This is a genomic window from Nocardioides aquiterrae, assembly GCF_039526625.1.
GTDB classification, from domain to species: Bacteria; Actinomycetota; Actinomycetes; order Propionibacteriales; family Nocardioidaceae; genus Nocardioides; species Nocardioides aquiterrae.
Window position 1 is genome coordinate 26260 of the sequence record NZ_BAAAJE010000020.1, and the last position, 23218, is coordinate 49477.

General features: G+C 71.8%; 25 protein-coding genes. 15 read left to right on the forward strand and 10 right to left on the reverse strand.

Going from position 1 to position 23218, the window contains the following annotated elements; translation table 11 throughout:
* Nucleotides 1–18 precede the first annotated feature (18 nt).
* The 3 genes from ABD086_RS18355 to ABD086_RS18365 form a co-directional block, all read right to left on the reverse strand.
* Nucleotides 19–273 carry a hypothetical protein gene (locus ABD086_RS18355; protein ID WP_343909059.1) on the reverse strand — a complete coding sequence of 85 codons (255 nt, stop codon included), beginning with the start codon at nucleotides 271–273 and terminating at the stop codon, nucleotides 19–21.
* On the reverse strand, nucleotides 270–686 hold the full coding sequence (locus ABD086_RS18360; RefSeq protein ID WP_343909060.1) for a hypothetical protein: 417 nt from the start codon (nucleotides 684–686) through the stop codon (nucleotides 270–272). The genes ABD086_RS18355 and ABD086_RS18360 overlap by 4 nt, the downstream gene beginning before the upstream one ends.
* 72 nt (nucleotides 687–758) lie before the next feature.
* The gene (locus tag ABD086_RS18365; protein ID WP_343909061.1) at nucleotides 759–1085 is read right to left on the reverse strand and encodes a hypothetical protein; all 327 of its coding nucleotides are present in this window, start codon (nucleotides 1083–1085) and stop codon (nucleotides 759–761) included.
* An 83-nt stretch (nucleotides 1086–1168) separates the two neighbouring features.
* Here ABD086_RS18365 and ABD086_RS18370 point away from each other — a divergent pair, with 83 nt between their 5' ends.
* The 5 genes from ABD086_RS18370 (at nucleotide 1169) to ABD086_RS18390 (ending at nucleotide 3934) form a co-directional block, all read left to right on the forward strand.
* Nucleotides 1169–1291 (forward strand): hypothetical protein, encoded by a 123-nt coding sequence (locus ABD086_RS18370; RefSeq protein ID WP_343909062.1) that lies wholly within the window; start codon nucleotides 1169–1171, stop codon nucleotides 1289–1291.
* Between the two features lie 157 nt (nucleotides 1292–1448).
* The gene (locus ABD086_RS18375) at nucleotides 1449–2015 is read left to right on the forward strand and encodes a helix-turn-helix transcriptional regulator (RefSeq protein ID WP_343909063.1); all 567 of its coding nucleotides are present in this window, start codon (nucleotides 1449–1451) and stop codon (nucleotides 2013–2015) included.
* The gene (locus ABD086_RS18380; protein ID WP_343909064.1) at nucleotides 2012–2551 is read left to right on the forward strand and encodes a mycothiol transferase; all 540 of its coding nucleotides are present in this window, start codon (nucleotides 2012–2014) and stop codon (nucleotides 2549–2551) included. The genes ABD086_RS18375 and ABD086_RS18380 overlap by 4 nt, the downstream gene beginning before the upstream one ends.
* Nucleotides 2552–2825: 274 nt before the next feature.
* The gene (tsaB, locus tag ABD086_RS18385) at nucleotides 2826–3461 is read left to right on the forward strand and encodes a tRNA (adenosine(37)-N6)-threonylcarbamoyltransferase complex dimerization subunit type 1 TsaB (RefSeq protein ID WP_343909065.1); all 636 of its coding nucleotides are present in this window, start codon (nucleotides 2826–2828) and stop codon (nucleotides 3459–3461) included.
* Nucleotides 3458–3934: a GNAT family N-acetyltransferase gene (locus tag ABD086_RS18390; protein ID WP_343909066.1), complete on the forward strand. Its 477-nt coding sequence runs from the start codon at nucleotides 3458–3460 to the stop codon at nucleotides 3932–3934. The genes tsaB and ABD086_RS18390 overlap by 4 nt, the downstream gene beginning before the upstream one ends.
* 112 nt (nucleotides 3935–4046) lie before the next feature.
* Here the strand turns inward: ABD086_RS18390 and ABD086_RS18395 are convergent, their stop codons facing one another.
* Nucleotides 4047–5699 carry an HAD family acid phosphatase gene (locus ABD086_RS18395; RefSeq protein ID WP_343909067.1) on the reverse strand — a complete coding sequence of 551 codons (1653 nt, stop codon included), beginning with the start codon at nucleotides 5697–5699 and terminating at the stop codon, nucleotides 4047–4049.
* A 130-nt stretch (nucleotides 5700–5829) separates the two neighbouring features.
* On the opposite strand from ABD086_RS18395, the gene tsaD reads away from it, so the two are divergent.
* A complete protein-coding gene (gene tsaD / locus ABD086_RS18400; protein WP_343909068.1) occupies nucleotides 5830–6873 on the forward strand; it encodes a tRNA (adenosine(37)-N6)-threonylcarbamoyltransferase complex transferase subunit TsaD in 1044 nt (347 codons plus the stop codon).
* 29 nt (nucleotides 6874–6902) lie between these two features.
* Here tsaD and ABD086_RS18405 read toward each other — a convergent pair whose 3' ends face one another.
* Nucleotides 6903–8054: a hypothetical protein gene (locus ABD086_RS18405; protein WP_343909069.1), complete on the reverse strand. Its 1152-nt coding sequence runs from the start codon at nucleotides 8052–8054 to the stop codon at nucleotides 6903–6905.
* The gene (locus tag ABD086_RS18410; protein WP_343909070.1) at nucleotides 8051–8548 is read right to left on the reverse strand and encodes a SigE family RNA polymerase sigma factor; all 498 of its coding nucleotides are present in this window, start codon (nucleotides 8546–8548) and stop codon (nucleotides 8051–8053) included. Before ABD086_RS18410 ends, ABD086_RS18405 begins: the two co-directional genes overlap by 4 nt.
* Before the next feature lie 93 nt (nucleotides 8549–8641).
* Here ABD086_RS18410 and ABD086_RS18415 point away from each other — a divergent pair, with 93 nt between their 5' ends.
* The 3 genes from ABD086_RS18415 to ABD086_RS18425 all read left to right on the forward strand — a co-directional run bounded on the left by ABD086_RS18415 (nucleotide 8642) and on the right by ABD086_RS18425 (nucleotide 11089).
* Nucleotides 8642–9742, forward strand: coding sequence for an S-(hydroxymethyl)mycothiol dehydrogenase (locus tag ABD086_RS18415; protein ID WP_343909071.1), 1101 nt, complete (start codon nucleotides 8642–8644; stop codon nucleotides 9740–9742).
* Entirely contained in the window at nucleotides 9739–10362 is a 624-nt protein-coding gene (locus ABD086_RS18420) for an MBL fold metallo-hydrolase (protein ID WP_343909072.1), read from the forward strand. The genes ABD086_RS18415 and ABD086_RS18420 overlap by 4 nt, the downstream gene beginning before the upstream one ends.
* A gap of 130 nt (nucleotides 10363–10492) precedes the next feature.
* Complete coding sequence (locus tag ABD086_RS18425; protein ID WP_343909073.1) at nucleotides 10493–11089, forward strand: hypothetical protein; 597 nt, start codon at nucleotides 10493–10495, stop codon at nucleotides 11087–11089.
* A gap of 57 nt (nucleotides 11090–11146) precedes the next feature.
* Here the strand turns inward: ABD086_RS18425 and ABD086_RS18430 are convergent, their stop codons facing one another.
* The gene (locus ABD086_RS18430; RefSeq protein WP_343909074.1) at nucleotides 11147–12313 is read right to left on the reverse strand and encodes a class I SAM-dependent methyltransferase; all 1167 of its coding nucleotides are present in this window, start codon (nucleotides 12311–12313) and stop codon (nucleotides 11147–11149) included.
* 189 nt (nucleotides 12314–12502) lie between these two features.
* Here ABD086_RS18430 and groES point away from each other — a divergent pair, with 189 nt between their 5' ends.
* Both groES and groL read left to right on the forward strand, forming a co-directional pair.
* On the forward strand, nucleotides 12503–12796 hold the full coding sequence (gene groES, locus ABD086_RS18435) for a co-chaperone GroES (protein ID WP_343909075.1): 294 nt from the start codon (nucleotides 12503–12505) through the stop codon (nucleotides 12794–12796).
* Nucleotides 12797–12877: 81 nt separating this feature from the next.
* Complete coding sequence (gene groL / locus ABD086_RS18440) at nucleotides 12878–14503, forward strand: chaperonin GroEL (protein ID WP_343909076.1); 1626 nt, start codon at nucleotides 12878–12880, stop codon at nucleotides 14501–14503.
* A gap of 43 nt (nucleotides 14504–14546) precedes the next feature.
* Here the strand turns inward: groL and ABD086_RS18445 are convergent, their stop codons facing one another.
* Nucleotides 14547–15563 (reverse strand): hypothetical protein, encoded by a 1017-nt coding sequence (locus ABD086_RS18445; RefSeq protein WP_343909077.1) that lies wholly within the window; start codon nucleotides 15561–15563, stop codon nucleotides 14547–14549.
* Between the two features lie 73 nt (nucleotides 15564–15636).
* Here ABD086_RS18445 and ABD086_RS18450 point away from each other — a divergent pair, with 73 nt between their 5' ends.
* Both ABD086_RS18450 and guaB read left to right on the forward strand, forming a co-directional pair.
* Nucleotides 15637–16500 carry a GNAT family N-acetyltransferase gene (locus ABD086_RS18450; RefSeq protein WP_343909078.1) on the forward strand — a complete coding sequence of 288 codons (864 nt, stop codon included), beginning with the start codon at nucleotides 15637–15639 and terminating at the stop codon, nucleotides 16498–16500.
* A gap of 20 nt (nucleotides 16501–16520) precedes the next feature.
* Nucleotides 16521–18023, forward strand: coding sequence for an IMP dehydrogenase (gene guaB / locus ABD086_RS18455; RefSeq protein ID WP_343909079.1), 1503 nt, complete (start codon nucleotides 16521–16523; stop codon nucleotides 18021–18023).
* Here the strand turns inward: guaB and ABD086_RS18460 are convergent.
* A complete protein-coding gene (locus ABD086_RS18460; protein ID WP_343909080.1) occupies nucleotides 18020–20104 on the reverse strand; it encodes a hypothetical protein in 2085 nt (694 codons plus the stop codon). The two genes, guaB and ABD086_RS18460, sit on opposite strands and share 4 nt — an antisense overlap.
* Nucleotides 20105–20185: 81 nt before the next feature.
* Nucleotides 20186–20974 carry an IclR family transcriptional regulator gene (locus ABD086_RS18465; RefSeq protein ID WP_343909081.1) on the reverse strand — a complete coding sequence of 263 codons (789 nt, stop codon included), beginning with the start codon at nucleotides 20972–20974 and terminating at the stop codon, nucleotides 20186–20188.
* A gap of 95 nt (nucleotides 20975–21069) precedes the next feature.
* Here ABD086_RS18465 and ABD086_RS18470 point away from each other — a divergent pair, with 95 nt between their 5' ends.
* Nucleotides 21070–21909 carry a maleate cis-trans isomerase family protein gene (locus tag ABD086_RS18470; RefSeq protein ID WP_343909082.1) on the forward strand — a complete coding sequence of 280 codons (840 nt, stop codon included), beginning with the start codon at nucleotides 21070–21072 and terminating at the stop codon, nucleotides 21907–21909.
* Entirely contained in the window at nucleotides 21906–23186 is a 1281-nt protein-coding gene (locus ABD086_RS18475; protein ID WP_343909083.1) for an SLC13 family permease, read from the forward strand. The genes ABD086_RS18470 and ABD086_RS18475 overlap by 4 nt, the downstream gene beginning before the upstream one ends.
* Nucleotides 23187–23218: the final 32 nt, after the last annotated feature.

A 23218-nucleotide genomic window follows, 5' to 3' on the forward strand; every position in this document is an offset into this window, starting at 1 on the left:
CGGGCTGGTAGGTGCCGGTCATCGCAGATTCCGCACGTCTCCGTTGGCCCGGCTCTCCATCTGGGCGTTCCAGAGGGCGCGCGTTAGTCGCCGGGTGCGCTCGCCATCGCGGAGCACCGTCAGCGTGCTGCCTGCCACGCTTGCCGCAATCCCCGCGGCGAGAAGCCAGTCGACTCCGAGTGCGCCTCCTGCGAGCAAGAGCGCGATCGCCGCGAACCACGTGAGCGCGGTCAGGAGAGATCGAACGCTGATCTCAGCGTCCAAGCCGATCATGCCTGCACCTCGCTGATGGCCACATGCTCGGCGTGCGTCATCGGTACCTCCCCGGAGAGGATCCTGCGGAGGCGGTGGCGCGCGATGCCCGTCGCGCGCTCGACGTGGGCTCGTGTCACCCCATCGCGGGCCATCGCCATGCGGTGGACCTGGGCTAGGAACCTCGCCTGGCGCGTCGAGGTTTCCATGCCGGAAACGTTGTGCACGGCCTCGGCGAAGTCGGCAGCTTGCTCTGGAGTGAGCCAGAGGGTCTCGCCGGAGGTGCTCTCGATGAAGACCAACTCCTGGCGGCCGTTTGTCGCGCGGGTAACGGTGAACCTCTCGGTCCCGTAGCCGGTGACGGTGGCCTGGGCGATCGGTTGCGCCCACTCTCCGGTGAAGGTTGGCTGGCTCGTCTGGGATGCTGTGCTCATGGTGCTGGTCCTCCTAGGGACTGGTTCCTAGGCTCCGCTGGTCCTAGCCCGACCAGACGGAGCCGCTTCTGGTTAGAGGGTCGCGCTGTCCGCCGACAGTCGCGCCGTGGCTTCGTCGAGGGCGGCGCCGCGGGCCTTCGTCATGGCCTCGAGCACGGCGAGGACGATGTCGCCGGCGGCCACGCTGATCTCCATGCGCGGCCCGATCTGCTGGCCCTTGTCGTTCCAGCGCGGCTCGTAGATCAGCTCGAACGGCACGCCGCGGTTCTTGCACTCACGGGCGCACCAGTCGATGACGGCGGAGGCGGAGAAGACGCCGATGTCGTAGATGTCGCCTAGGAAGCTCTCGAACTCGCGCTGGTCGATGAACACGGGCGGTGCGGATGGGGGAGCGGTCATACTCATCTCACGGGTCCCTCTCTGGCGAGCCTGAAACTCGCCCGATAACCTGACCCACAACGCTTGCCCCACCGCCGCCTCCCGTGACTGACTTGCACAGCGCTCCCGGGGTAGGCACCCCGAAGATGCCGGGCGAGCCGCCGCGCGTGCAGCCGAGCAAGAAGGTCGCCGAGCACTGGGACGAGCAGGGCAACCGGGTGGAGTAGCCCAGCCCAGATCACCCCTACGGGTGTAGACGAGGTGGTTTGAACCCGCGGACCACCGGGCATCGAAATTCACGAACTCTGATCGTGGAGGTGATGCGCGGTGGTCCGCGTGGGCGTGATCTCCGAGCATGCGGTCGTACATGCAGGCGTTCGGAGCATGCTGGCGGCGTACGCCGACCGCATGGTGGTCGTGGACATCGGTCCCGGTGCCGATCAGGGCGACGCCGATGTCGTCCTGTACGACGTGCTCGGGCTGCAGCACGGCGACGGCAAGGACCTCGAGACAGCCGTGAAGGCCCACCCGGGGCGGGTCCTCGCGCTGGCTCGCGAGCTCCAGCCCGGCCTCGCCGCCCGCGCGCTCGCGATCGGAGCGATCACGTCGGTCTCCCTCGGCGCCGACGCCGAGGAGCTGGCGGACGCCGTCGAGGCGTTCGCCGACGGTCACCTCGAGGACGGGTCGCAGGCGGACCTCGACAACCAGGCCGAGCGGCGCCGGCAACAGGGGCGGGACGTCAACCTTTCGCCGCGTGAGCTCGACGTGCTCGGGCTGATCGTCGCCGGGCGGTCCAACGAGGACGTCGCGGCCGAGCTCTACCTCAGCATCAACACCGTGAAGTCCGTGATCCGGTCGGTGTACCGGAAGATCGGCGTCACCAGCCGGTCTCAAGCGGTGGCGTGGGGGGTCGAGCACGGGTTCCCCACGGGCGGCACAATCGACGGGTGACAGACGACAGGCGCGTCGCGCGGGCGGACGGAGAGCCGAGCAAGCACGGGCCGGCCGGGGCGGCGCGCTGGGCGGCGTACCTCGACTGGGTCCGGCAGGAGATCGTCGACGGCGTCCTCGGCCTGAGCGACGAGGAGCGGCGGACGACGCGGCTCGCGTCCGGGTGGACGCCGATCGAGCTGCTCAGCCACGTGCTCCACATGGAGCAGCGGTGGTTCGTGTGGGGCTTCCTGGGCGAGCACGTCGACCGGCCGTGGGGCAACTGGACCGTCGACGAGCCGTGGGATGCCGAGGCCGGCGGGCGCTGGGCGGTCGCGGACGAGGTGACCGTCGAGGAGCTGGTGGCGGCGCTGTGGGCGATGGGGGAGCGGACCCGGGCGGTGCTGCGTGACTTCCCACTGGACGCCACGGCCGCGCCGGGCGGGCGGTTCGCGGCGGACCCGCCGACGCTGGAGTGGATCTGCTTCCACGTGCTGGCCGAGTACGCACGACACGCCGGCCACCTCGACATCGTCGTGGAGCTCGCGAACGGGTAGCAGACATGGAGAAGGCCCGTCCCGCCTTCTCGGGGAACCGAGCGCGCGGGACGGGCCTTCCGGAACCGGCCGATGGCGCTCCCCCCAGCGCGCCCGCGGATCCCCACGTTCCGCGACGGTCGTTCCGAACCACTGATCTGAACTGCGGTGCCGGTCCGTGTTCCCCCTACCGACACCTGAACACTAGGGCGGCAACTTCCACGCGCCGCCCACGCCAGATCCACAGGACAGCCATGAATCACCCAGAAATCGGTGACGCGTTAGCCTCGGCGGCGTGCTGCTCGCGTTCGACACCGCCACCCCGCTCGTCACCGTCGCCCTCCACGACGGCGAGGACGTCGTCACCGAGCTGACCGCCGAGCGCCCCCTGAAGCACGCCGAACAGCTCGCGCCGCTCATCGAGCGCGCGCTCACCGACACCGGCCTGGTCCGCCAGGACCTCACCGCGATCGCGGTCGGGGTCGGACCGGGCCCGTTCACCGGCCTGCGGGTCGGCCTGGTCACCGCGCGGACCCTCGCCTACGCGCTGGAGATCCCCGTGTACGGCGTGTGCTCGCTCGACGTGCTCGCCGTCGAGGCGGCCGCTGCCGGGGTCCCGGGAGAGTTCGTCGTGGCGACCGACGCGCGGCGCAAGGAGGTCTACCTCGCCCGGTACGACGAGCAGGGCGCCCGGCTGGACGGCCCGCTGGTCGGCAAGCCGGCCGACCTCGCGACCGAGCAGCCGGTGGCCGGCCCCGGCGGGGACCTGTACCCCGACGCGTTCCCGCGCCGCATCGGCCCGCAGGCGCCGAGCGCCGGCTGGCTGGCCCGCGCCGTCGCCGAGGAGCTGGCGGAGCTGCGCGACCCCGAGCCGCTCTACCTGCGCCGCCCGGACGCCGACGCGCCGCACGCCCCGAAACGCGTCTCGTGACGATCCGCCCGGCGACCACGGACGACGTGCTCGCGATCGCGGCGCTCGAGCGGGACGCCCTGGGCGACGACGCCTGGTCGGCCGCCCTGGTCGAGGAGGGCGTGGCCGGCAGGCTGCCGACGATCAGCTACCTGGTCACCGAGGTCGACGCCGGCGATGGGCCGAGTGTCGTCGGGCACGCCGTCGCCAGCGTGGTCGCCGACATCGCGGAGCTCCAGCGGATCGCGGTCGACTCCGCCCACCGGCGTACCGGCCTCGCGAGCCGGCTCCTGGACGCGGTGGTCGGCGCCGCCCGCGAGGGCGGCGCCGACCGGTTGCTGCTGGAGGTGCGTGAGGACAACGCCGGGGCGCTGGCCTTCTACGCGGCCCGGGGCTTCGTGGAGGTCGACCGGCGCCGCCGCTACTACCGCGACGGCACGACGGCCGTGGTGATGCGCCGCAGCCTCGTTCGAGGCTGCGGCGCATCCGGCTAGATCGCCGCCGACTTCCCGGGTCACCGGGTCTCGACACGCTCCGTCGGGTCCGCTGACGCGTCCCCGGTCGCTGCTCGACCACCAACGATCGGGTCCGCTGGCGCGGCCCCGATCACGGCAGGTAGTACGTCGGGTTCGGCAGCTTCACGACCCGGGCGGACGAGCCGCCGATCAGGTCGCTGAACTGGTCGCCGAAGTTCGCGACGATGTGCAGGCCCAGCTTGTCCTGCACGTACTTCCGGGTCGACGCCTTGTAGTCGATCGTCGAGTAGCCGTCCTTGCCGTCGAGCGCCGGGTCGACGTACGCCGGCGGCGTGTCGCTGCTCGTCCACTTGGTGAAGTAGTACGCCGACTTGAACAGCGGGTTGCCGTCGCCGTCGTGGTAGTACCGCGCCAGGTTGTCGAGCGTCGCCACCCGCTGGGCGTTGTTGCGACCGGTCAGGCCGACGATCTTGCAGCCCGCCTTGGCGGCGGCGTTGACCACGCCCGGCATCTTCGGGGTCGCCGGGAAGCGGCCCTCCTGGACCCAGGTGTTCTGGAGGGCCGGGTCGAAGTTGAACTTCATCGCCCCGTCCTCCATGTCGTAGGTCATCAGCGTCGTGTCGTCCGCGTCGAAGACGACGGCCGGGCGCTGGTGCTTCTTCACGCCCTTCGTGCAGACGGCCGTGAGCTTCTGCTTCCAGTGCTGGGCGATGCTCGTCATCTGGGCGATGTACGGCGAGGTGTCCTTGTTCGCGATCCCGCTGGAGGCCCCGTAGTACGCGCGGATCTCCGCCTTGACGTTGTCGATGTTGGGGATCTGGTCACCCGGGGTGGTCAGGCCGCTCGAGCCGTCCGCCGCCATGTCGAACTCGGTCGGCAGCGCCAGGTCGGCATCCGAGGCCGGCGCGCCCTGGATGTCCGGGCTCGGCAGGTAGTACGTCGGGTTCGGGAGCTTGACGTTGTTCAGCGCGTGGCCGCCCTGGAGGTCGGAGTACTGGTCGCCGATGTTGAGCACGATCGTCTCGCCGGTCGACTCGATGTAGGCGCGCGTGCCGGCCTTGTACTCGACGGTGTTGCACTTCGCCGGGTCGTCGTTCGGGTCGACGCTGCTGTGGCAGTCGAGGTACGACGGCAGCGTGGCGGGCTTGGTGAAGAAGTTGTCGGCGTTGAACTCGTCGTAGCCGACCTTGGTGAGGTTGTCGAGCGTCGCCTGCTCCTGGCTCTCGCCGCGGCCGGTGATGCCGTAGACGTCGTACCCGCGGTCCTGGACCTCGTTCACGAAGGCGACCATCCCCGGGGTCGCCGGGAACTTGCCCGGGAGCACCCAGTCGTCGTTCTGGACCTTGGGGTCGAAGTTGAAGTGCATCGCCCCGTCCTCCATGTCGTAGGTCCAGAGCGTCGTGTCGTCGGCGTCGAACACCACGGCCAGGTTCTCGGCGGGCGCGGGGTCGGGCAGCTGCGCGAGGATCGCCTGCTCGATGCCCTGCATCTCGGTGATGTAGGGCGAGGAGGCCTTGTCGGCGATGCCGGCGCTGCTGGCGTTGTAGTACTTCCGGATCGTCGACTTCACCGAGTCGATGTTCGGGATGTCCTCACCGTCGGCCGCCGGGGCCGGGGTGGAGCCGTCCGGGTTGAGCGGCTGCACCACGAAGTGCGTGTGCGGGGTGAGGGTCGAGTCGTCGACGGTGCGGGCGGAGGCCAGCCCCGGAGACGAGAGCACGAGCGCGGCGCTCGCCGTGACGGCGAGGGCGGCACTCGTCCGAGAGATTCCCGGGATGTGCATGTAGTGCTCCCAAATGTGCGAAGTGAGTGAAGCCCCGACAACGTACGTCCGCGACCCGCCCCTGGGAAGCAGTTCGCGCAGACCTCATCCGGTGGGGGGCCGCGTGCGCGTGGTCGGCACAATGAGCACCATGAGCGAGCCCCTCGTCCTCGGCATCGAGACCTCCTGCGACGAGACCGGCGTCGGTCTCGTGCGCGGGCACACGCTCCTCGCCGACGCGGTGGCGAGCAGCGTCGACGAGCACGCCCGGTTCGGCGGGGTCGTCCCCGAGGTCGCCAGCCGTGCCCACCTCGAGGCGATGGTGCCGACCATCGAACGGGCGTGCGAGACCGCGGGCGTACGCCTGCACGACGTGGACGCGATCGCGGTGACCAGCGGTCCCGGGCTGGCCGGGGCGCTGATGGTGGGCGTCGCCGCCGCCAAGGCGCTGGCGATCGGACTGGGCAAGCCGATCTACGGCGTCAACCACCTCGCCGCGCACGTCGCCGTCGACCAGCTCGAGCACGGGCCGCTGCCGGAGCCGTGCCTGGCGATGCTGGTGTCCGGCGGGCACTCCTCGCTGCTGCGGGTCACCGACGTGACGATCGGCGTCGACCCGCTGGGCGCGACCATCGACGACGCGGCGGGGGAGGCGTTCGACAAGGTCGCCCGGCTGCTCGGGCTGCCGTTCCCCGGCGGCCCGCACATCGACCGCGCCGCTCGCGAGGGCGACAGCGTGTACGTCGACTTCCCGCGTGGCCTCACGTCGCGGCGCGACCTCGAGCGGCACCGCTTCGACTTCTCGTTCTCCGGCCTCAAGACCGCCGTCGCGCGCTGGGTCGAGGCGCGTGAGCGCTCGGGCGAGCCGGTGCCGGTGAACGACGTCGCCGCGTCGTTCCAGGAGGCGGTCTGCGACGTGCTCACCCGCAAGGCGATCGACGCCGCGCAGACCCAGGGGATCGAGGACATCCTGATCGGCGGCGGGGTGGCCGCCAACTCCCGCCTGCGGGCGATGGCCGAGGAGCGGGCCGCCGCGAAGGGGATCCGGGTGCGGGTCCCGCGCCCCGGCCTCTGCACGGACAACGGCGCGATGGTCGCCGCGCTGGGTGCGGAGATGGTCAGCCGCGGGCGGACGCCGTCCGCGCTGGACCACCCCGCCGACTCCTCGCTGCCGGTGACCGAGGTCCTGGTCTGAGGCCGGGACCTCGGAGAGCTCGCCGGAGGTCAGCCGAGCGGCAGCTGCAGGGAGGGCTCGAGGAGGTCCATGTCCGTCGTGGGGCCCTCCAGGACCGTCGTCGTGCCCTCCGGGCCCCAGCGCTCGAGCAGGGTGCCGCCGTCGTCGGCCACTCGCACCACCAACAGGTGGGTGGCGTCCTCCCAGGCGAAGCTGGAGATCCAGCCGCCCTGCACCTCGCCGACCACCCGGCCGTCCGCGGCGTCGCGCACCGTGATCCTGGTCGGCCCGAGACCCTCCGCGAACGTGGTGGCGACCAACCCGCCGTCGGGCGCGAACTCGAAGACGTTGTCGTCGCAGCCGTGCCACCGGAAGTCACCGAGGCCCGGGTCGTAGGCTCCGCTGCACACGTGGATGTCGTCCGGGGCATAGCCGTCGATGACGGCGAGCAGGCTGCCGTCAGCGGTCGCGTCGATCACGGCCGGGATCGACCCCGGCAGCGCCTGCACGTCTCCGTCGGTCGACACCGACCAGCTGCTGCCCAGCCCCGCTCCGCCCGCGTCGCGGCCGATGACCCGGCAGTCGTCGGGGCAGGCTCCGACCAGGGCGACCGCTGTCGGAGACCGGCCCTCGACCGGGGGCAGCGACAACGGGCGCTCGGCGCCGGCCACGAGCACCTGCGGCGCACCCGCCGGGTCGACCCAGGCCACCGCCTCGTGGTCGTCGGCGGCCACGAGTGCGCCCGAGATCGGGTAGCGGTCGAGGGCCTGTCCCGAGTCGTCGATCACGACTGCTTCGGTCTGCCCACTGTCCGGCAGCACGCTCACGACCCAGCGGTCGGAGCCGAGCGTGGTGAACCCGACGATGCGGTCGTTGCCGACGCGGGGCCTGATCCGGGTTCCGTCGTCGTAGGTGATCGCGCCCTCGCGCAGCACCGGTACGCCGTCGTGGCCCGGGTCGACGCCCTTCGTGGACGACGGGGCGACCGGCGGCTCGTCGGAGCGGTGGCCGCCGCCACCGGCCAGCACCGACGGCACGATCACGACCAGCGCGGCGGCGGCGGCCACGGCCCCGGCGGCGGCGGTGCGCCGCCTGCGCCGGATGGAGCGCGCCTTGCCGCGCACGTCGTCGAAGGTGAGCGGGGCGCCGTGCACCCCGTCGGCGTGGCGGGCGAGCTCACGCTCGAAGGTCTCCTGGCTCATCGCGCCTCCTCCCCGATGCGCTCACGCAGCGAGGCCAGGGCCCTGCTGCACTGGGACTTCACGGTGCCGACCGAGATCCCGAGGACCTCGGCGGTCTCGGCCTCGGACAGCTGTTCGTAGTACCGCAGCACGACGACCGCACGTGCCTTGCGCGGCAGGGTCTGGACCACCGCCCACACGGCGGCGCCGGTGCCGTCGTCGTACCGGTCGTGGAACGGCGCCGTCTCGGGCACCGTGTCGGTCGTGAGCTCGCGCCGGCGCCAGCCGCGCCGCCACAGCGAGTTGTTCTCGTTGACCATGATCCGCCGCACGTAGGCGTCGACCGACTCGCGGTCGCGGACCCGGTCCCACGCCAGGTACAGCTTCGCGAGCGACGTCTGCAGCAGGTCCTCGGCCTGGTGCTGGTCGCCGGTCAGCAGGTACGCGGTGCGCAGCAGCCGGGCCTGGCGGGCCTCGAGGTACGCCGTGAAGTCGGCGTCCCGATCCACCGCCATCACCCCTGTCCGCTCGGTCCGCTCCGTCAGCACACCACCCAGACGCCACCCCGTCCACGATGGTTGCAATTCTGACGTGATTGGCTGGGGCCCATGCATCAGGTGAAGGGCGTGGTCGCCCGTGCCAAAGGTCAGCCGGTCGAGGTCGTGACGATCAACGTGCCGGATCCGGGTCCGGGGGAGGCGCTGGTGGCGGTCCAGGCCTGCGGCGTGTGCCACACCGACCTCCACTACCGCGAGGGCGGGATCAACGACGACTTCCCGTTCCTGCTGGGTCACGAGGCCGCGGGTGTGGTCGAGGCGGTCGGCGAGGGCGTGACCGGCGTGGCGCCGGGCGACTTCGTGGTCCTCAACTGGCGTGCGGTCTGCGGCGAGTGCCGAGCCTGCAAGCGGGGCGACCTGCAGTATTGCTTCAACACCCACAACGCCACCCAGAAGATGACGCTCGAGGACGGCACCGAGCTGTCCCCGGCGCTGGGCATCGGCGCCTTCGCGGAGAAGACCCTGGTCGCCGCCGGTCAGTGCACCAAGGTCGACCCGTCGGCCCGCCCGGCCGCCGTCGGCCTCCTCGGCTGCGGCGTGATGGCCGGCATCGGCGCGGCGATCAACACCGGCGCGGTCTCGCGCGGCAAGTCCGTGGCGGTCATCGGCTGCGGCGGCGTCGGCGTGGCCGCGATCGCCGGCTCCCAGCTGGTCGGCGCGAGCCCGATCATCGCGGTCGACATCGACCCGAAGAAGCTCGAGACCGCGAAGAAGATGGGCGCCACGCACACCGTGGACTCGTCGAAGGTGGACCCGGTCGAGGAGATCAAGCGGATCTGCGCGGAGTTCTTCGACGGCGCCGAGGGTGCCGACGTGGTGGTCGACGCGGTCGGCCGCCCGGAGACCTGGAAGCAGGCGTTCTACGCCCGCGACCTCGCCGGCACCGCCGTCCTGGTCGGTGTCCCCACCCCGGACATGAAGGTGCCCGACCTGCCGCTCATCGACGTGTTCGGACGAGGCGGGGCCCTGAAGTCCAGCTGGTACGGCGACTGCCTGCCGACGCGCGACTTCCCGATGCTGGTGAACCTGTACCTGCAGGGCCGGCTCGACCTCGACACGTTCGTGTCCGAGGAGATCGGGATCGGCGACGTCGAGGCGGCGTTCGAGAAGATGCACCATGGCGACGTGCTCCGCAGCGTGGTGATCCTGTGAGCGCCCGGGTCGACCACGGCGTCACCAGCGGCACCTTCAGCCTCGACGGGCAGACCTTCGACGTCGACAACAACGTGTGGGTGGTCGGCGACGACAACGAGTGCGTGGTCATCGACGCGCCCCACGACGTCGACGGCATCCTCGCGGTGGTGGGGGACCGGAAGGTCAAGGCGATCGTGTGCACCCACGCGCACGACGACCACGTCCGCGTCGCGCCGCAGCTGCGGGAGAGGGTCGTCGCGCCGATCATGCTGCACCCCGACGACAGGCCGCTGTGGGAGCTCACCCACGGCGACTCGGAGACCGGGGACCACCTGTGGGACCTCGACCTGGCCGACGGCCTCCGCATCGAGGTCGGCGGTACGGCGCTCGAGGTCCTGCACACGCCCGGCCACGCGCCGGGCGCCGTGTGCCTCTACGCCCCGGACCTGGGCTGCGTGTTCACCGGCGACACGCTCTTCCACGGCGGTCCGGGCGCGACCGGCCGCTCGTACTCCGACGCCGACCTGATCGTGCAGTCCATCCGCGCCCGGCTGTTCGCGCTGCCCGACGACACCGTCGTGCACACCGGCCACGGCGAGGACACCACGATCGGCGCCGAGAAGGCAGCGCTGGGCTGAGCCGCAACTGGGGACCTTGGTCCCCCGGCCTGCGTCCTTCGGGCCCTCGCCGTCGGTGGTTGCAATTTCTAGCGTTGTCCATGAAGCGAGGACGACAAGGAATTCCCCGCCACTATGAGGGAGGCGCACGATGCGCTCGGCATTCGACAAGTTCATCTCGTGGACGGGACTGGCCATGGCCGCCGTCCTCATCCTGGCCGGCGGCCTGCTGCTGTGGGCGAACTCGTTCATCGGCAACCAGGTGCACGACCAGCTGACCATGCAGGGCATCACGATGCCCGAGGGCGACGCGCTCTCCGGCCTGCCGAAGGCCGACGCGGACGCGCTCAAGCAGTACGCCGGCAGCCCGCTGGACACCGGCCCCGAGGCCAAGGCGTTCGCCAACCACTACATCCTCGTGCACATGAACGAGGCCAGCGGTAACCGGACCTACGAGGACGTCAGCGGCGAGTACATCGGCATGAGCGACGAGCAGAAGGCCTCCGAAGAGGGCCAGGCGCTCGCCGGCCTGCGGCAGACGCTGTTCATGGGCAACACCCTGCGCGGCCTGCTCCTGTACGGCTACGCGTTCGCGACCATCGGCACCATCGCCGGTATCGCGTCGGTCGTGGCCTTCGGCGGCGCCGCCCTGCTGCTGGTCCTGTTCGGGCTCGGCCTCTGGCACGCCCGCAAGGTCGAGAAGACCGCGGACGTCAAGGTCAGCGGCGCGATTCCCCACACCGCCTGATCACGCACTGCGTACTGGACCCTCCCGGGGCGGCGCCCCGGGAGGGTCCGGCGCGTCTCAGAACGGCTTCACCAGCAGCGCGATCCCGTGGCCGCGGGCCCGGGTCAGCACCAGCGTCGCCTCGTCCTCCCCGTGGAGGTCGAGGCGTTTGCGCAGCTGGTCCGGCACCACGTCGACGCCGCGCTTCTTGATCGTCAGCCGGCCGATGCCGCGCTCGCGCAGGGCGGCGCGCAGCGCCCTCTCCCGGTAGGGCAGCTCCTCCCGGACGACGTACCCCCGGGCGAACGGGGTGCGGTACGACGCGTCCGAGGTCACGTACGCGATGTGCTCGTCGATCAGCCCGCCCTGCACGCCGGCCGCGACGGCGGTCACGAGGCCCGCGCGAATCACCGCGCCGTCCGGCTCGTAGAGGAACCGGCCGACGTCGCGGACGCCGGCGCCCGGGTCGTCCTCGTCGGTGATGGTCGCGAGGCCGCCGTCGCCGATGACCGTCGCGCGGCGCGCGGTGGTCGCCAGCCGGCCGGACCACAACGCCGCCTCCTTGACGTCGCCCTGGTCGCTCACCCACTCCGCCTCGACGCCCTCGGGGACCAGCTCGTGGGGGATGCCGGGCGCGACCTTGACGCAGGAGTCGCGGCGCAGGAGTCGCTCGACGAACGACCACGGGGGCGTCCACCCGTCGGCGTCGAAGGTCCGGCCGCGCGCCGTCCGCCGGGACGGGTCGGCGAACGCCACGTCGAACGGCGACGGGTCGACCGTGGTCGCGTCCGCGACCGTGACCGCCCCCGGGAGGCCGAGGGCGGCGAGGTTCGCCTCGGCCACCGCCACCCGCACCGGGTCGATGTCCACCCCCGCGGCGGTGAGCCCGGCCCGCGCGCACGCCAGCAGGTCGCCGCCGATGCCGCAGCCCAGGTCGATCACGGTTCCCACCGAAGCGGCGACCAGGCGCGCCGCGCGGTGGGCGGCGACCCGCTGCCGGGTCGCCTGCTCGAGCCCGTCGGGGGTGAAGTACATGCGGTCGGCGTCCGGACCGAACTTGTCCCGGGCGCGGATCCGCAGCGTCGCCTGGGTGAGCGCGACGGCGACGTGCTCGGGAGCGGCGGTGCGCCGGAGCCGGTTCTGGACCGCGAGCACGTCGCCGCCCTGCTGAACCTCCCTGCTGGCCTCCGCGAGCAGCCGCTGGCCGTCCTCGGTGAGCAGCCAGCGGAACGACTCCAGGTCCATCCCGGGATCCTCCCCCAGGGGTCTCTCTGGCACTCCGGCGGGGAGAGTGCTAGTTTCTGATTTGGCACTCTCCCCGTGAGTGTGCCAGCGCTTGCGACAACGGTGCGACCCCCGCGACGGCGTACCCGACCCGCAAGCACCAGACGTGCCTCACCCAACATCGAAGTGCCAGAAAGTGGAGGTCGACACGTGTCGGTCAACATCAAGCCCCTCGAGGACCGCATCGTCGTCAAGCCGCTCGACGCCGAGCAGACCACGGCCTCGGGCCTGGTCATCCCGGACACCGCCAAGGAGAAGCCCCAGGAGGGCGAGGTCCTGGCGACCGGTCCCGGTCGGATCGACGACAACGGCAACCGCGTCCCGCTCGACGTGAACGTCGGCGACAAGGTCATCTACAGCAAGTACGGCGGCACCGAGGTCAAGTACGCCGGCGAGGAGTACCTCATCCTTTCCGCGCGCGACGTCCTCGCCGTCGTTTCCTGAATCACCGAACGGGTCGTCCGCCTCTCCCGGGTGAATACACCCGCCTGAGGCGGACCACCCGATCTTCGTCAGAGGAGAGCAATGCCCAAGATCCTGGAGTTCGACGAGAGCGCCCGCCGTGCTCTCGAGCGCGGCGTCGACGCGCTCGCCGACGCCGTCAAGGTGACGCTGGGGCCCAAGGGCCGCTACGTCGTCCTCGACAAGAAGTGGGGCGCCCCGACCATCACCAACGACGGCGTGACCGTCGCGCGTGAGATCGAGCTCGACGACCCGTTCGAGAACCTCGGAGCGCAGCTGACCAAGGAGGTCGCCACCAAGACCAACGACATCGCGGGTGACGGCACCACGACCGCCACCGTGCTGGCGCAGGCGATGGTGCACGAGGGTCTCCGCGCGGTCGCCGCCGGCGCGAACCCGATGGGGCTCAAGCGGGGCATGGACGCCGCGGCCGAGGCCGTCGGCGACGCGCTCAAGGAGGCCGCCCGCGAGGTCGACTCCGTGGAGGACATGGCGTCGGTCGCCACCATCTCCAGCCGCGACAGCGTGATCGGCGAGTTGCTCTCGCAGGCCTTCGACAAGGTCGGCAAGGACGGCGTGATCACGGTCGAGGAGTCCAACACCATGGGCACCGAGCTCGAGTTCACCGAGGGCATGCAGTTCGACAAGGGCTACATCAGCCAGTACTTCGTGACCGACCCGGAGCGGATGGAGGCCGTCCTCGACGACCCGTACATCCTGCTGCACCAGGGCAAGATCTCGGCGGTCTCCGAGCTGCTGCCGCTGCTCGAGAAGGTCATCCAGTCCGGCAAGCCGCTGTTCATCCTCGCCGAGGACGTCGAGGGCGAGGCGCTCTCGACGCTGGTCGTCAACAAGATCCGCGGCACGTTCAACGCCGTCGCGGTGAAGGCCCCGGCGTTCGGCGACCGCCGCAAGGCGATGATGCAGGACATCGCGACCCTGACCGGCGGTCAGGTCGTCGCCCCCGAGGTCGGCCTCAAGCTCGACCAGGTCGGCCTCGAGGTGCTCGGCCAGGCCCGCCGCGTGGTGGTCACCAAGGACAACACCACGATCGTCGACGGTGCCGGTGACCCGGCCGAGGTCGCGGCCCGCGTGAACCAGATCAAGGCCGAGATCGAGAACACCGACTCCGACTGGGACCGCGAGAAGCTCCAGGAGCGCCTCGCGAAGCTGGCCGGCGGCGTGTGCGTGATCAAGGTCGGCGCCGCCACCGAGGTGGAGCTGAAGGAGAAGAAGCACCGCATCGAGGACGCCGTCTCCGCGACGCGTGCCGCGATCGAGGAGGGCATCGTCCCCGGCGGCGGCTCCGCGCTCATCCACGCGGTGTCGGTCCTCTCCGACGACCTCGGCCTGACCGGCGACGAGGCGCTCGGCGTGCGCGTCGTGCGCAAGTCCGCCGACGAGCCGCTGCGCTGGATCGCCGAGAACGGTGGTGAGAACGGCTACGTCGTCACCACCAAGGTGCGCGAGCTCGGCCCCGGCAACGGCTACAACGCCGCGACCGGCGAGTACGGCGACCTGGTCGCCCAGGGCGTCCTCGACCCGGTGAAGGTGACCCGCTCCGCGCTGGTCAACGCCACCTCGATCGCGGGCATGCTGCTCACGACCGAGACCCTCGTCGTCGACAAGCCCGAGGACGAGGAGCCCCAGGCGGCCGGCCACGGCCACGGGCACGGTCACGGCCACTGAGTGATCGATGAGGAAGGCCCCGCCGGCACGGCGGGGCCTTCGCTCATTTCAGGCGGACGACGAGGTCCTTGCCTCCGCTCTGCGGCCACACCTGCACCGGGTGCTCGCCGGGGCCGCCGAGCGGCCAGATGTCGCCGTACCCGATGTCCGAGACGTCCAGCAGCCGCCCGGTCGCGAAGTCGTAGAACCTGTCGTAGAAGAAGACGCCGCGGTCGCTGGTCCCGAAGGCGCCGTCCTCCATGGCGATCTCGAGGATCGCGGTCGTCGCGCCGGAGCGGTCCACGACGATCGCCTTCTGCTCGGGGTGGTCGCAGGCGAGGACGGCGACGAACTCGCTGCCGTTGCTCTGGATCGGGTTGCTGCGCTGGGAGCACCCGGCCGGCATCTCGGTCGTGGTGACCGCGCCGGTGGCGACGTCCTGCAGCAGGACCTGGCCCGGCCGGTCGACGTCGGGCTGCCTCGTCCAGGCGAGGATGCCGTCGGCGTAGACCGGGTTGCCGCGGTGGCGGCCGCGCGGCGTGAGGGTCCCGGAGTGGCCGAACCGGATCGACCAGACGTTCCTGTCGGCGTGGTCCTCGCGGGGCGGGGCGCTGCCGTACCAGACGGTGTCGCCGTCCAGGCCGATGACGTAGGACACCTGCCGCTCGAACTCCTCGGGCAGCCGGAAGGAGCGCACCCGGCCCGTGTCGCGCCGGTAGCGGAGGATCGTCGTGCGGCCCGTCCGGGAGTTGACGTCCTCGTACCAGGCCTCGCTCGCCGTGACCCGGAGGAGGCCGGAGCCCCTGTCCGGCCCGGGCAGCCTCTTCCGGTGCCCGGACTCCGGGTCGAGGACCGTGAAGGTGTTGCCGCCGTGGGCGTACCGCTGGAGCACGATCCTCCCTGCCGGCGTCACCCCGACCGGGTAGCCGTCCTCGCCGGGGCGGATGGTCGCCAGTCGCGTGTAGTCGCGTCCCGGACGGGCCTTGACCGCGTCGTCGGGGGTGACCACGACCGGGTCGGCGAGGGCCGGCGAGGACCCGAGCAGGAGGACGAGGGCGAGGGCGAGTCCGAGAGCACGCATCGAGCGAGCATACGTAAACCGGGCGAAACACGCCGGACTTCGACGCGCAACGTCGCCGGTCCACGCTGACGCCATGTTGTGGCGAGTACGGACGACCCTGCCCGACCGGCCCGGTGCGCTGGCCGCGTTGGCGGCGGCCTGCGGCGAGGCGGGCGTGAACATCTTGGGCCTGCAGATCTTTCCCGGCGTCGAGTCGGTGACCGACGAGCTGGTGCTGCGCACCCCGGACGGGTGGGGTGAGGCCGAGATCGCCGACCTGCTGGGGCGCTCGGGCGGCCACTCGGTGAGCGCCGCCCCGTGCACGGAGGCCGCGCTGATGGACCAGCCGACCCGGTACGTGCAGGCCGCGCGGTCGATCCTGGGGCAGCCGGCGTCCTTCCCCGAGGTCGTGGCCCGGCTGTTCGACGCCGAGGCCGGCTCGTCGCCCGAGCTGGACGTGATGGACCTGGTCGTCGGGGACGTGCGGGTGCAGGTGAGCCGTACCGCGCCGTTCACGGCGACCGAGCACGCGCGCGGCGCGGCGATGGCGGACCTGGTGTCGGACGTGCTGGCGCGCGGCCATGCACCCGCACCCCCGGCGGCCGGCAGGCGCGTCGGCGCGGGCCGCACGCCCGAGTACGTCGCCGACGGCGACTCGGTGTCGGCCACGGTCGACGGCGTCTCGGTCGGGTTGGCGGTGGTCGCGGCCGACGGCGAGGTCACGCTGCGGGTCGACCCCGCGTGGCAGCGCCGCGGCATCGGCACCCGGCTGCTCGTCGACGCCGCGCGGCTCGCGAGCGGGCTCGGGACCGACGAGATCGTGCTGACCACGCGGTCGGACAACCAGGCCGTGCTGCCGATGGTGATGGCCGCCGGTCTCCGCGGCCGGATCCGGATGGCGGGCGACCTCCTGACCGTGCGGATCGCCGTCCGCGACCTGAAGCCGCTGCACGCGTAGCCGGTCGGTAGGCTGGGGGAGTGGAGGTTCCCGAGAAGTTCGCCACCCTGGGCCTGACCTACGACGACGTCCTCCTGCTGCCCGGTCACTCCGACCTCGCGCCGGCCGACATCGACATGACGACGCGGCTGACCCGCGAGATCAGCCTCAACGTCCCGCTGGTCAGCGCCGCGATGGACACCGTGACCGAGTCGCGGATGGCGATCGCGATGGCCCGCCAGGGCGGGCTGGGCGTCCTGCACCGCAACCTCTCGATCGAGGACCAGGCCTACCAGGTCGACCTCGTGAAGCGGACCCAGACCGGGATCATCCCGAACCCCGTGACGATCGGCCCGGACGCGACGCTGGAGCAGCTCGACCAGCTGGCCGGCGAGTACCGCGTCTCCGGCTTCCCGGTCGTCGACAGCGACAACCGGCTGCTCGGCATCATCACCAACCGCGACCTGCGCTTCACCCCGGTCGCGGAGTGGGCGACCACCAAGGTCGACGAGGTGATGACCCCGATGCCGCTGATCACCGGCCCCGCCGACATCAGCCGCGAGGACGCGACCCTGCTGCTGCGCCAGCACAAGCGCGAGCGGCTCCCGCTCGTCGACGACCAGGGCCGGCTCGCGGGCCTGATCACCGTCAAGGACTTCGTCAAGGGCGAGCAGTTCCCGCACGCGTCGTACGACGGTTCGGGCCGGCTGCTCGTGGGTGCCGCGATCGGCTACTTCGGCGACGCCTGGCAGCGCGCCACCACGCTCATCGAGGCCGGCGTGGACGTGCTCGTCGCCGACACGGCGCACGGGAACGTGCGGATGCTCCTCGACATGGTCCAGCGCCTCAAGAGCGACCCCGCGACGCGCCACGTCCAGGTCGTCGGCGGCAACGTCGCCACCAGGGAGGGTGCCCAGGCGTTCGTCGACGCGGGCGCGGATGCCGTCAAGGTCGGCGTGGGCCCGGGCTCGATCTGCACCACGCGGGTCGTCACCGGCGTCGGCGTACCCCAGGTCACTGCGGTCTACGAGGCCGCGCTGGCCTGCAAGGCCGCCGGCGTCCCCGTGATCGCCGACGGCGGGCTCAAGCACTCGGGCGAGATCGCGAAGGCCATCGTCGCCGGCGCCGACACCGTGATGATCGGCTCGCTGCTGGCCGGCTGCGAGGAGTCGCCGGGCGAGCTGGTGTTCGTCAACGGCAAGCAGTTCAAGTCCTACCGCGGCATGGGCTCGCTGGGCGCGATGTCGAGCCGCGGCAAGAAGTCGTACTCGAAGGACCGCTACTTCCAGGCCGAGGTCGAGAGCGACGACAAGATCGTGCCCGAGGGCATCGAGGGCCAGGTCGCCTACCGCGGCCCGCTCGCCGCGGTCGCCCACCAGCTGATCGGCGGCCTGACCCAGTCGATGTTCTACGTCGGCGCGCGGACCATCCCCGACCTGCAGGAGAAGGGCCGCTTCGTGCGGATCACCCAGGCCTCGCTCCAGGAGAGCCACCCGCACGGCGTGCAGATGACCGTCGAGGCGCCGAACTACTCGGGACGCTAGACCGCGTAGCCCACCTGGTCGATCTTCACCCGGGCGCGCTTGGTGAGCTGCACGGTCAGCGGGGTCTGCGGCGCGACCGGCACCTCGAGCTGGCGGGCGACGGTACGCCGCCTCGGCACCTGGACCGTCACCGTGCCGCGACCGGCCGACAGCTTCAGCGTGGCGCCGCGGGGCGCGCCCGAGACCGTCACGTCGACCAGGATCGACACCGTTGCGTCGGGGAGCCCGAGATCCACCCTCCGGGTGCCGCTGAACGCGGCCGCGAGGACCGGCTTCGCCGCCGGCCGCAGGCAGTCGGACACCCGCGTCTCGATGGCGCGCAGCCCGATGCCCGTGGGGGCGGGGTCGAGGATCATGCCGCCGGCGATCGCGCAGCGGTAGTCGCCGGTGATGCTGCCGGCCTCGAGCACGACGACCCGGCGGCCCACGGGGTAGGTCGTGTCGCCGATCGGCTGGAGCCGGCCCGCCAGGGCGGCGTCGCCGGTCACGACCAGCCGCCCGGCAGCCTTCGGCTCGCTGCGCAGCGTCGCCAGCAGCGGCCGGTAGCGGCCGGCCTGGTTGGTGGTGAGGTCGCCGTCGACGGTGAGGACGCCGGTGGGCCGGATCTCGGCCGGGCCGGCGGGCAGGTCGCCGGTGATGGTGCCGTCGCCGGTGATCCGGGCGCCGCTGGTGAACGTCGTCTCGGCCAGGTCCCAGGTCGACGAGCCGGAGTGCTCGATCGTGCCCTGCCCGCCGAGGGCGATCCAGCGCAGCACCGCGGGGTCGCCCTCACCCTCGCCGATCTTCATCGTGGCGCCCGTCTTGACGATGACCTGCCCGCTGTCGAAGCAGCAGCCGCCCGCGTCGACGGTGGCGCCGGCCGGCAGCTCGAGCGTCGCGTCCTTCGGCACGGCGAGGCGCCCGCCGCCCCCGAGGACCCGCAGCGTCGATCCCGGCGCGATGCGCAGGCCGCCGGCGGGCGTCAGCAGCCCGGTCTGCCCGGGCAGGTCCCGGTCCCAGACCGCGATGGTCGTCTGCGTGCCCGCCTCGGTCGTCGCCGGGACGCCGTCGCCGATCGTGAGCCGGCCGCGCACCGTCGTACCGGCGAGCGTGACGGATCCCTTGCCCTCGATGCTCCCGACGCCGGACACCTCGCTGTACGGCCCGAGCCGGAGGACGGTGTCGTCGGCGAGGGTCAGCTTCTCGCCGTCCTCGATGAACTTCAGCGTCCCGTCGGGCAGCAGCGGGTGGTCGGGGTCGTAGGCGTCGCCGTCGGTCTCGTTGACGTCCACGACGCCGCCGCCCTTGACCGAGGCGTCGCCGACGGTGCCGTTGATGGCGTGGCCGCCGACCCGGATCGGACCGCCGGTGATCTCGAGCGTGTTGCCCGTCGGCACGACGACGTCGCCGGCGAGGTCGAAGCCGAGCTGGTCGAAGCGTGCGGTGTAGCCGGTCGCCCCGGTCGCCGAGAACACCTCGAGGGTGCCGTCGACGACGACCGTGGAGGTGGTGCCGCTGCAGCAGCGGCTGCCCAGCACCCGGGCGGCGGGGTCGACCAGCAGCTTGCCGGTGCTGGAGATCCGCAGGTTGCTGTCGAACATGAACGTCAGCCACGGGTCGTCGCCGGCCGCCGGACCGGTCATCAGCGACAGGGTGCTGTCGACCGTGAGCGTCTGGTCCCCGCCGCCGCCGAAGCGCATCGGCGTCTGGCCCATCATGATGAACGACGGCGTCGGGTCCCCGGGCGGCGCCGAGACCTTCAGGCCGGTGTTGATGTCACCGCCGTTCCACTGCAGGCTGCCGGTGATCACCTCGCCCGGCCCGGACATCGACACCAGTCCGTCGGTCGAGCCGGTCACCGTCAGCATGGCCAGCTGGATGTCCGGGACGTCGGTGATCGTGGGCCGGGGCCCGTAGGCGAGCTGGACCGAGTCGCCGTTCTGCGGCACCCCCTCGGGCTGCCAGTTCTTCTTGTTGCCCCACACGCTGCTCTCGGTGCCCTGCCACGTGTACGTCGTCGCCGCGTGCGCCGGTGCCACCGGGACGAGGACGGCGGTCACGAGGGCCGCGACGACCGTGCCGAGCAGGGGGAGCGGACGCATGGGGCCTCCTCGAGAGCGGTGGCCCATCGTCCACCGCGGCCGCCGGCCCCCACCAGGCCCGGTCGGACCATTGACGCCCGACTACTCGGGACGCTGAGCCTCCGGCCGGAAGCCCAGGGCCGCGCTGGCCCGGAGGGCCGCCGCCACGACCGCGGGAGCGAGCTCGTGCTCGCGGCCCGGCCCGACGCGCTGGAGCGGGAAGCCCAGCCCGATGACCGCCTCCAGCTCGCCCTGGTGGTCGAAGACCGGCGCGGCGATCGAGCCCACGTCCTCGTGGCGCTCCCCGAACGCCGCGAAGTAGCCCTGCTCCCGGGTGACCCGGCGCTGGCGGTCCAGGCTCGCCATCGAGGTCGGCGTCGCGTCGGTGAAGCGGGCGAGGGAGGAGCCGGCCAGGTCCGCCCACGCGTCCGGGTCGAAGGCCAGGAACACCTTGCCGGGCGCGCCGGCATGGATCGGCATCACCTGGCCGACCATGAACGGCCGCATGACCACGTGCCGGGTCGGGGCCACCGCGATCACGGTCCGGAAGACCCCGTCCCGGGCGTACAGGCACGCGGACTCGCCGGTCTGGTCGCGCAGGTCGTCGAGGATCGGCCGGACCAGCCGGACGACGTCCATCCCGAGCGTGCCGGGCGTCGCCCAGCGCACGAGCGCGACCCCGATGCGGTACCGGTCGCCGTCGCGGTCGAGGAAGCCCTCCAGGGTCAGGTCGGTGACCAGCCGCTGGCAGGTGCTGGCCGGCAGCCCGGTCCGACGGATCAGCTCCTGGAGCGTCGGCTCGGGGCTCTCCACGGTGAAGCAGTTGAGGATCGTCGTGACCTTGCGCAGGACGAGCGTCGAGCCCTTGCGGGCGCCATCGGTAGCTGCCACGCCGCCCAGCGTAGGCGCCGGATGCACCCTTGACGTGAGCTGGTCTATCCCACAAGGTGGGTTGGGTACTCACGATACGGGTGACGGAGGACAGCATGGGGAATCGAGACGAGCTGCTGGCGGCCGAGCAGGTGACCGCCGAGAACGGCGCCGAACCGCGCCGCCGGGACGTGACACGGGTCGGCCTCATCGTGCCGAGCTCGAACACGACCATGGAGACCGAACTGCCCGAGCTGTTCGCCCGCCAGACGGCGGCCACCGGTCAGCGCTACACCTTCCACTCGGCGCGGGCGACGCTGAAGAGCGTCACCCGCGAGGAGCTCCTCGCGATGGTGGACAAGGCTGCCGACTGCGCCGTGGCCGTCTCGGACGCCGACGTGGACGTGATCGCCTACGCCTGCCTGGTCGCGGTCATGGCCCAGGGTCCCGGCGCGCACACCGCCTCCGAGGACGTGATCGCCCGGGCGGCGTCCGACAACGGCCATCCCGCCGCCGTGACCAGCAGCGCCGGGGCGCTGGTGCGGGTCCTCCAGGGCCTCGGCGCCGGCCGGGTGGCCATGGTCGCGCCGTACATGAAGCCGCTGACCGCCATGGTCCGTGACTACGTCGAGGGCTCCGGGATCTCGGTGCTCGACGCGGCCAGCCTCGAGGTGGAGGACAACCTCGCCGTCGGCTGTCTCGACCCGGCGCAGCTGCCCCGGATCGCGCGGGAGCTGCGCCGCGAGGGCGCCGAGGCCATCGTGCTGTCGGCCTGCGTCCAGATGCCCTCGCTGCCCGCCGTGCAGGAGGTCGAGGACGAGCTCGGGGTGCCCGTGGTCACCGCGGCCACCGCGACGACGTACGAGATCCTGCGGCACCTGGGCCACGAGCCCGCCATCCCAGGCGCCGGCGGGCTCCTCGATGGTCGGTTCAGCCCGGTCGAGGCGGTCCGGTGAGCCCGGCCGTCCTCGCCTTCGCCATCCTGGTCGTCGCCTTCGCCATCGGGTCCCTGACCCGGATCAGCGCCGGCCTGCTCGCCTTCGTCGGTGCCTTCGCCGTCGGCGCCTTCGTGGCCGACCTCTCCACCGAGGAGGTGGTCGGCGTGTTCCCCGGCGGGCTGTTCCTGATCCTCGTCGGTGCCACGCTGCTCTTCGGGATCGTCCGCCTCACCGGGACGATCGACCTGCTCGCGTACTGGGCGGAGCGACTCGCCGGTGGGCGCCGCCTGCTGGTCCCCGTGCTGATGTTCGCGCTCACGGCGATCCTGTCGTCGGCCGGCGCCTTCACCCCGGCGGCGATCGCGATCGTCGCCCCCGTCGCGCTGGCGCTCGGGTCGCGCTTCGAGATCAGCAACCTCGCGATGGGCCTGGTCGTCGTGCAGGGCGCGAACGCCGGGGCCTTCTCGCCCGTCAACCCCTTCGGCGTGCTGTCGAACAAGATGCTCGACGACGCCGGTGCGCCCGAGGGCACGCTGCCGCTCTACCTGCTCTGCCTCGCCTTCAACGCGGTGCTCGCCGTGGTGGCCTACGTCGTGGTCCAGGGGCTGCTCTCCCGGCGCCGGCGCCGGCGCGGGGCCGGAGCCACGAGGTCCGCCGAGCGAGGGGGCTCCGAGCAGGTGCAGCCCACCCGCGTGGAGGTGACGCCCATCCGGGTGCTGACCCTGGTCGGGCTGGTGGTGCTGCTCGTGCTCACCACCGGCTTCGGGGTCGACGTCGGGGTCGCGACGCTGATCATCGCGCTGGCCCTGATCGTGGTCCGGCCCTCGCTGCAGGACGAGGCCATCAAGCACATGCCCTGGTCGGCCGTCCTGCTGGTGACGGGCATCGTGACGTACGTCGGCGTCCTGGAGGCCATGGGCGCCCTCGACGAGCTGCAGGTAGCCATCGAGCGCCTCGGGAACGGATCGGTCGCCGCGCTGGTCGCCTGCTACGCGGTCGGCGCCGTCTCCGCGTTCGCGTCCACGACCGGGACGCTGGGCGTGATCAGCCCGGTCGTGGTGCCGATCGCGATGGACCCGGCCCTCACGCCCCTCGGCGTGATCGTCGCGCTCTCGATCAGCGCGTCGGTGGTCGACACCAGCCCGATGTCGACCAGCGGCGCCCTGCTGATGGCCAGCGCCGAGCCGGAGGACGAACGGGTCTTCTTCCGGGCCCTGCTGGTGTGGGCGATGGCGATGGTCCTCGTCGTGCCGGCGCTGGTGTGGGTCCTGTTCGTCCAGCTGGGCGTGGTGTGACGGTCGTCGGGCGCCGGGGCGCGGCGGATAGT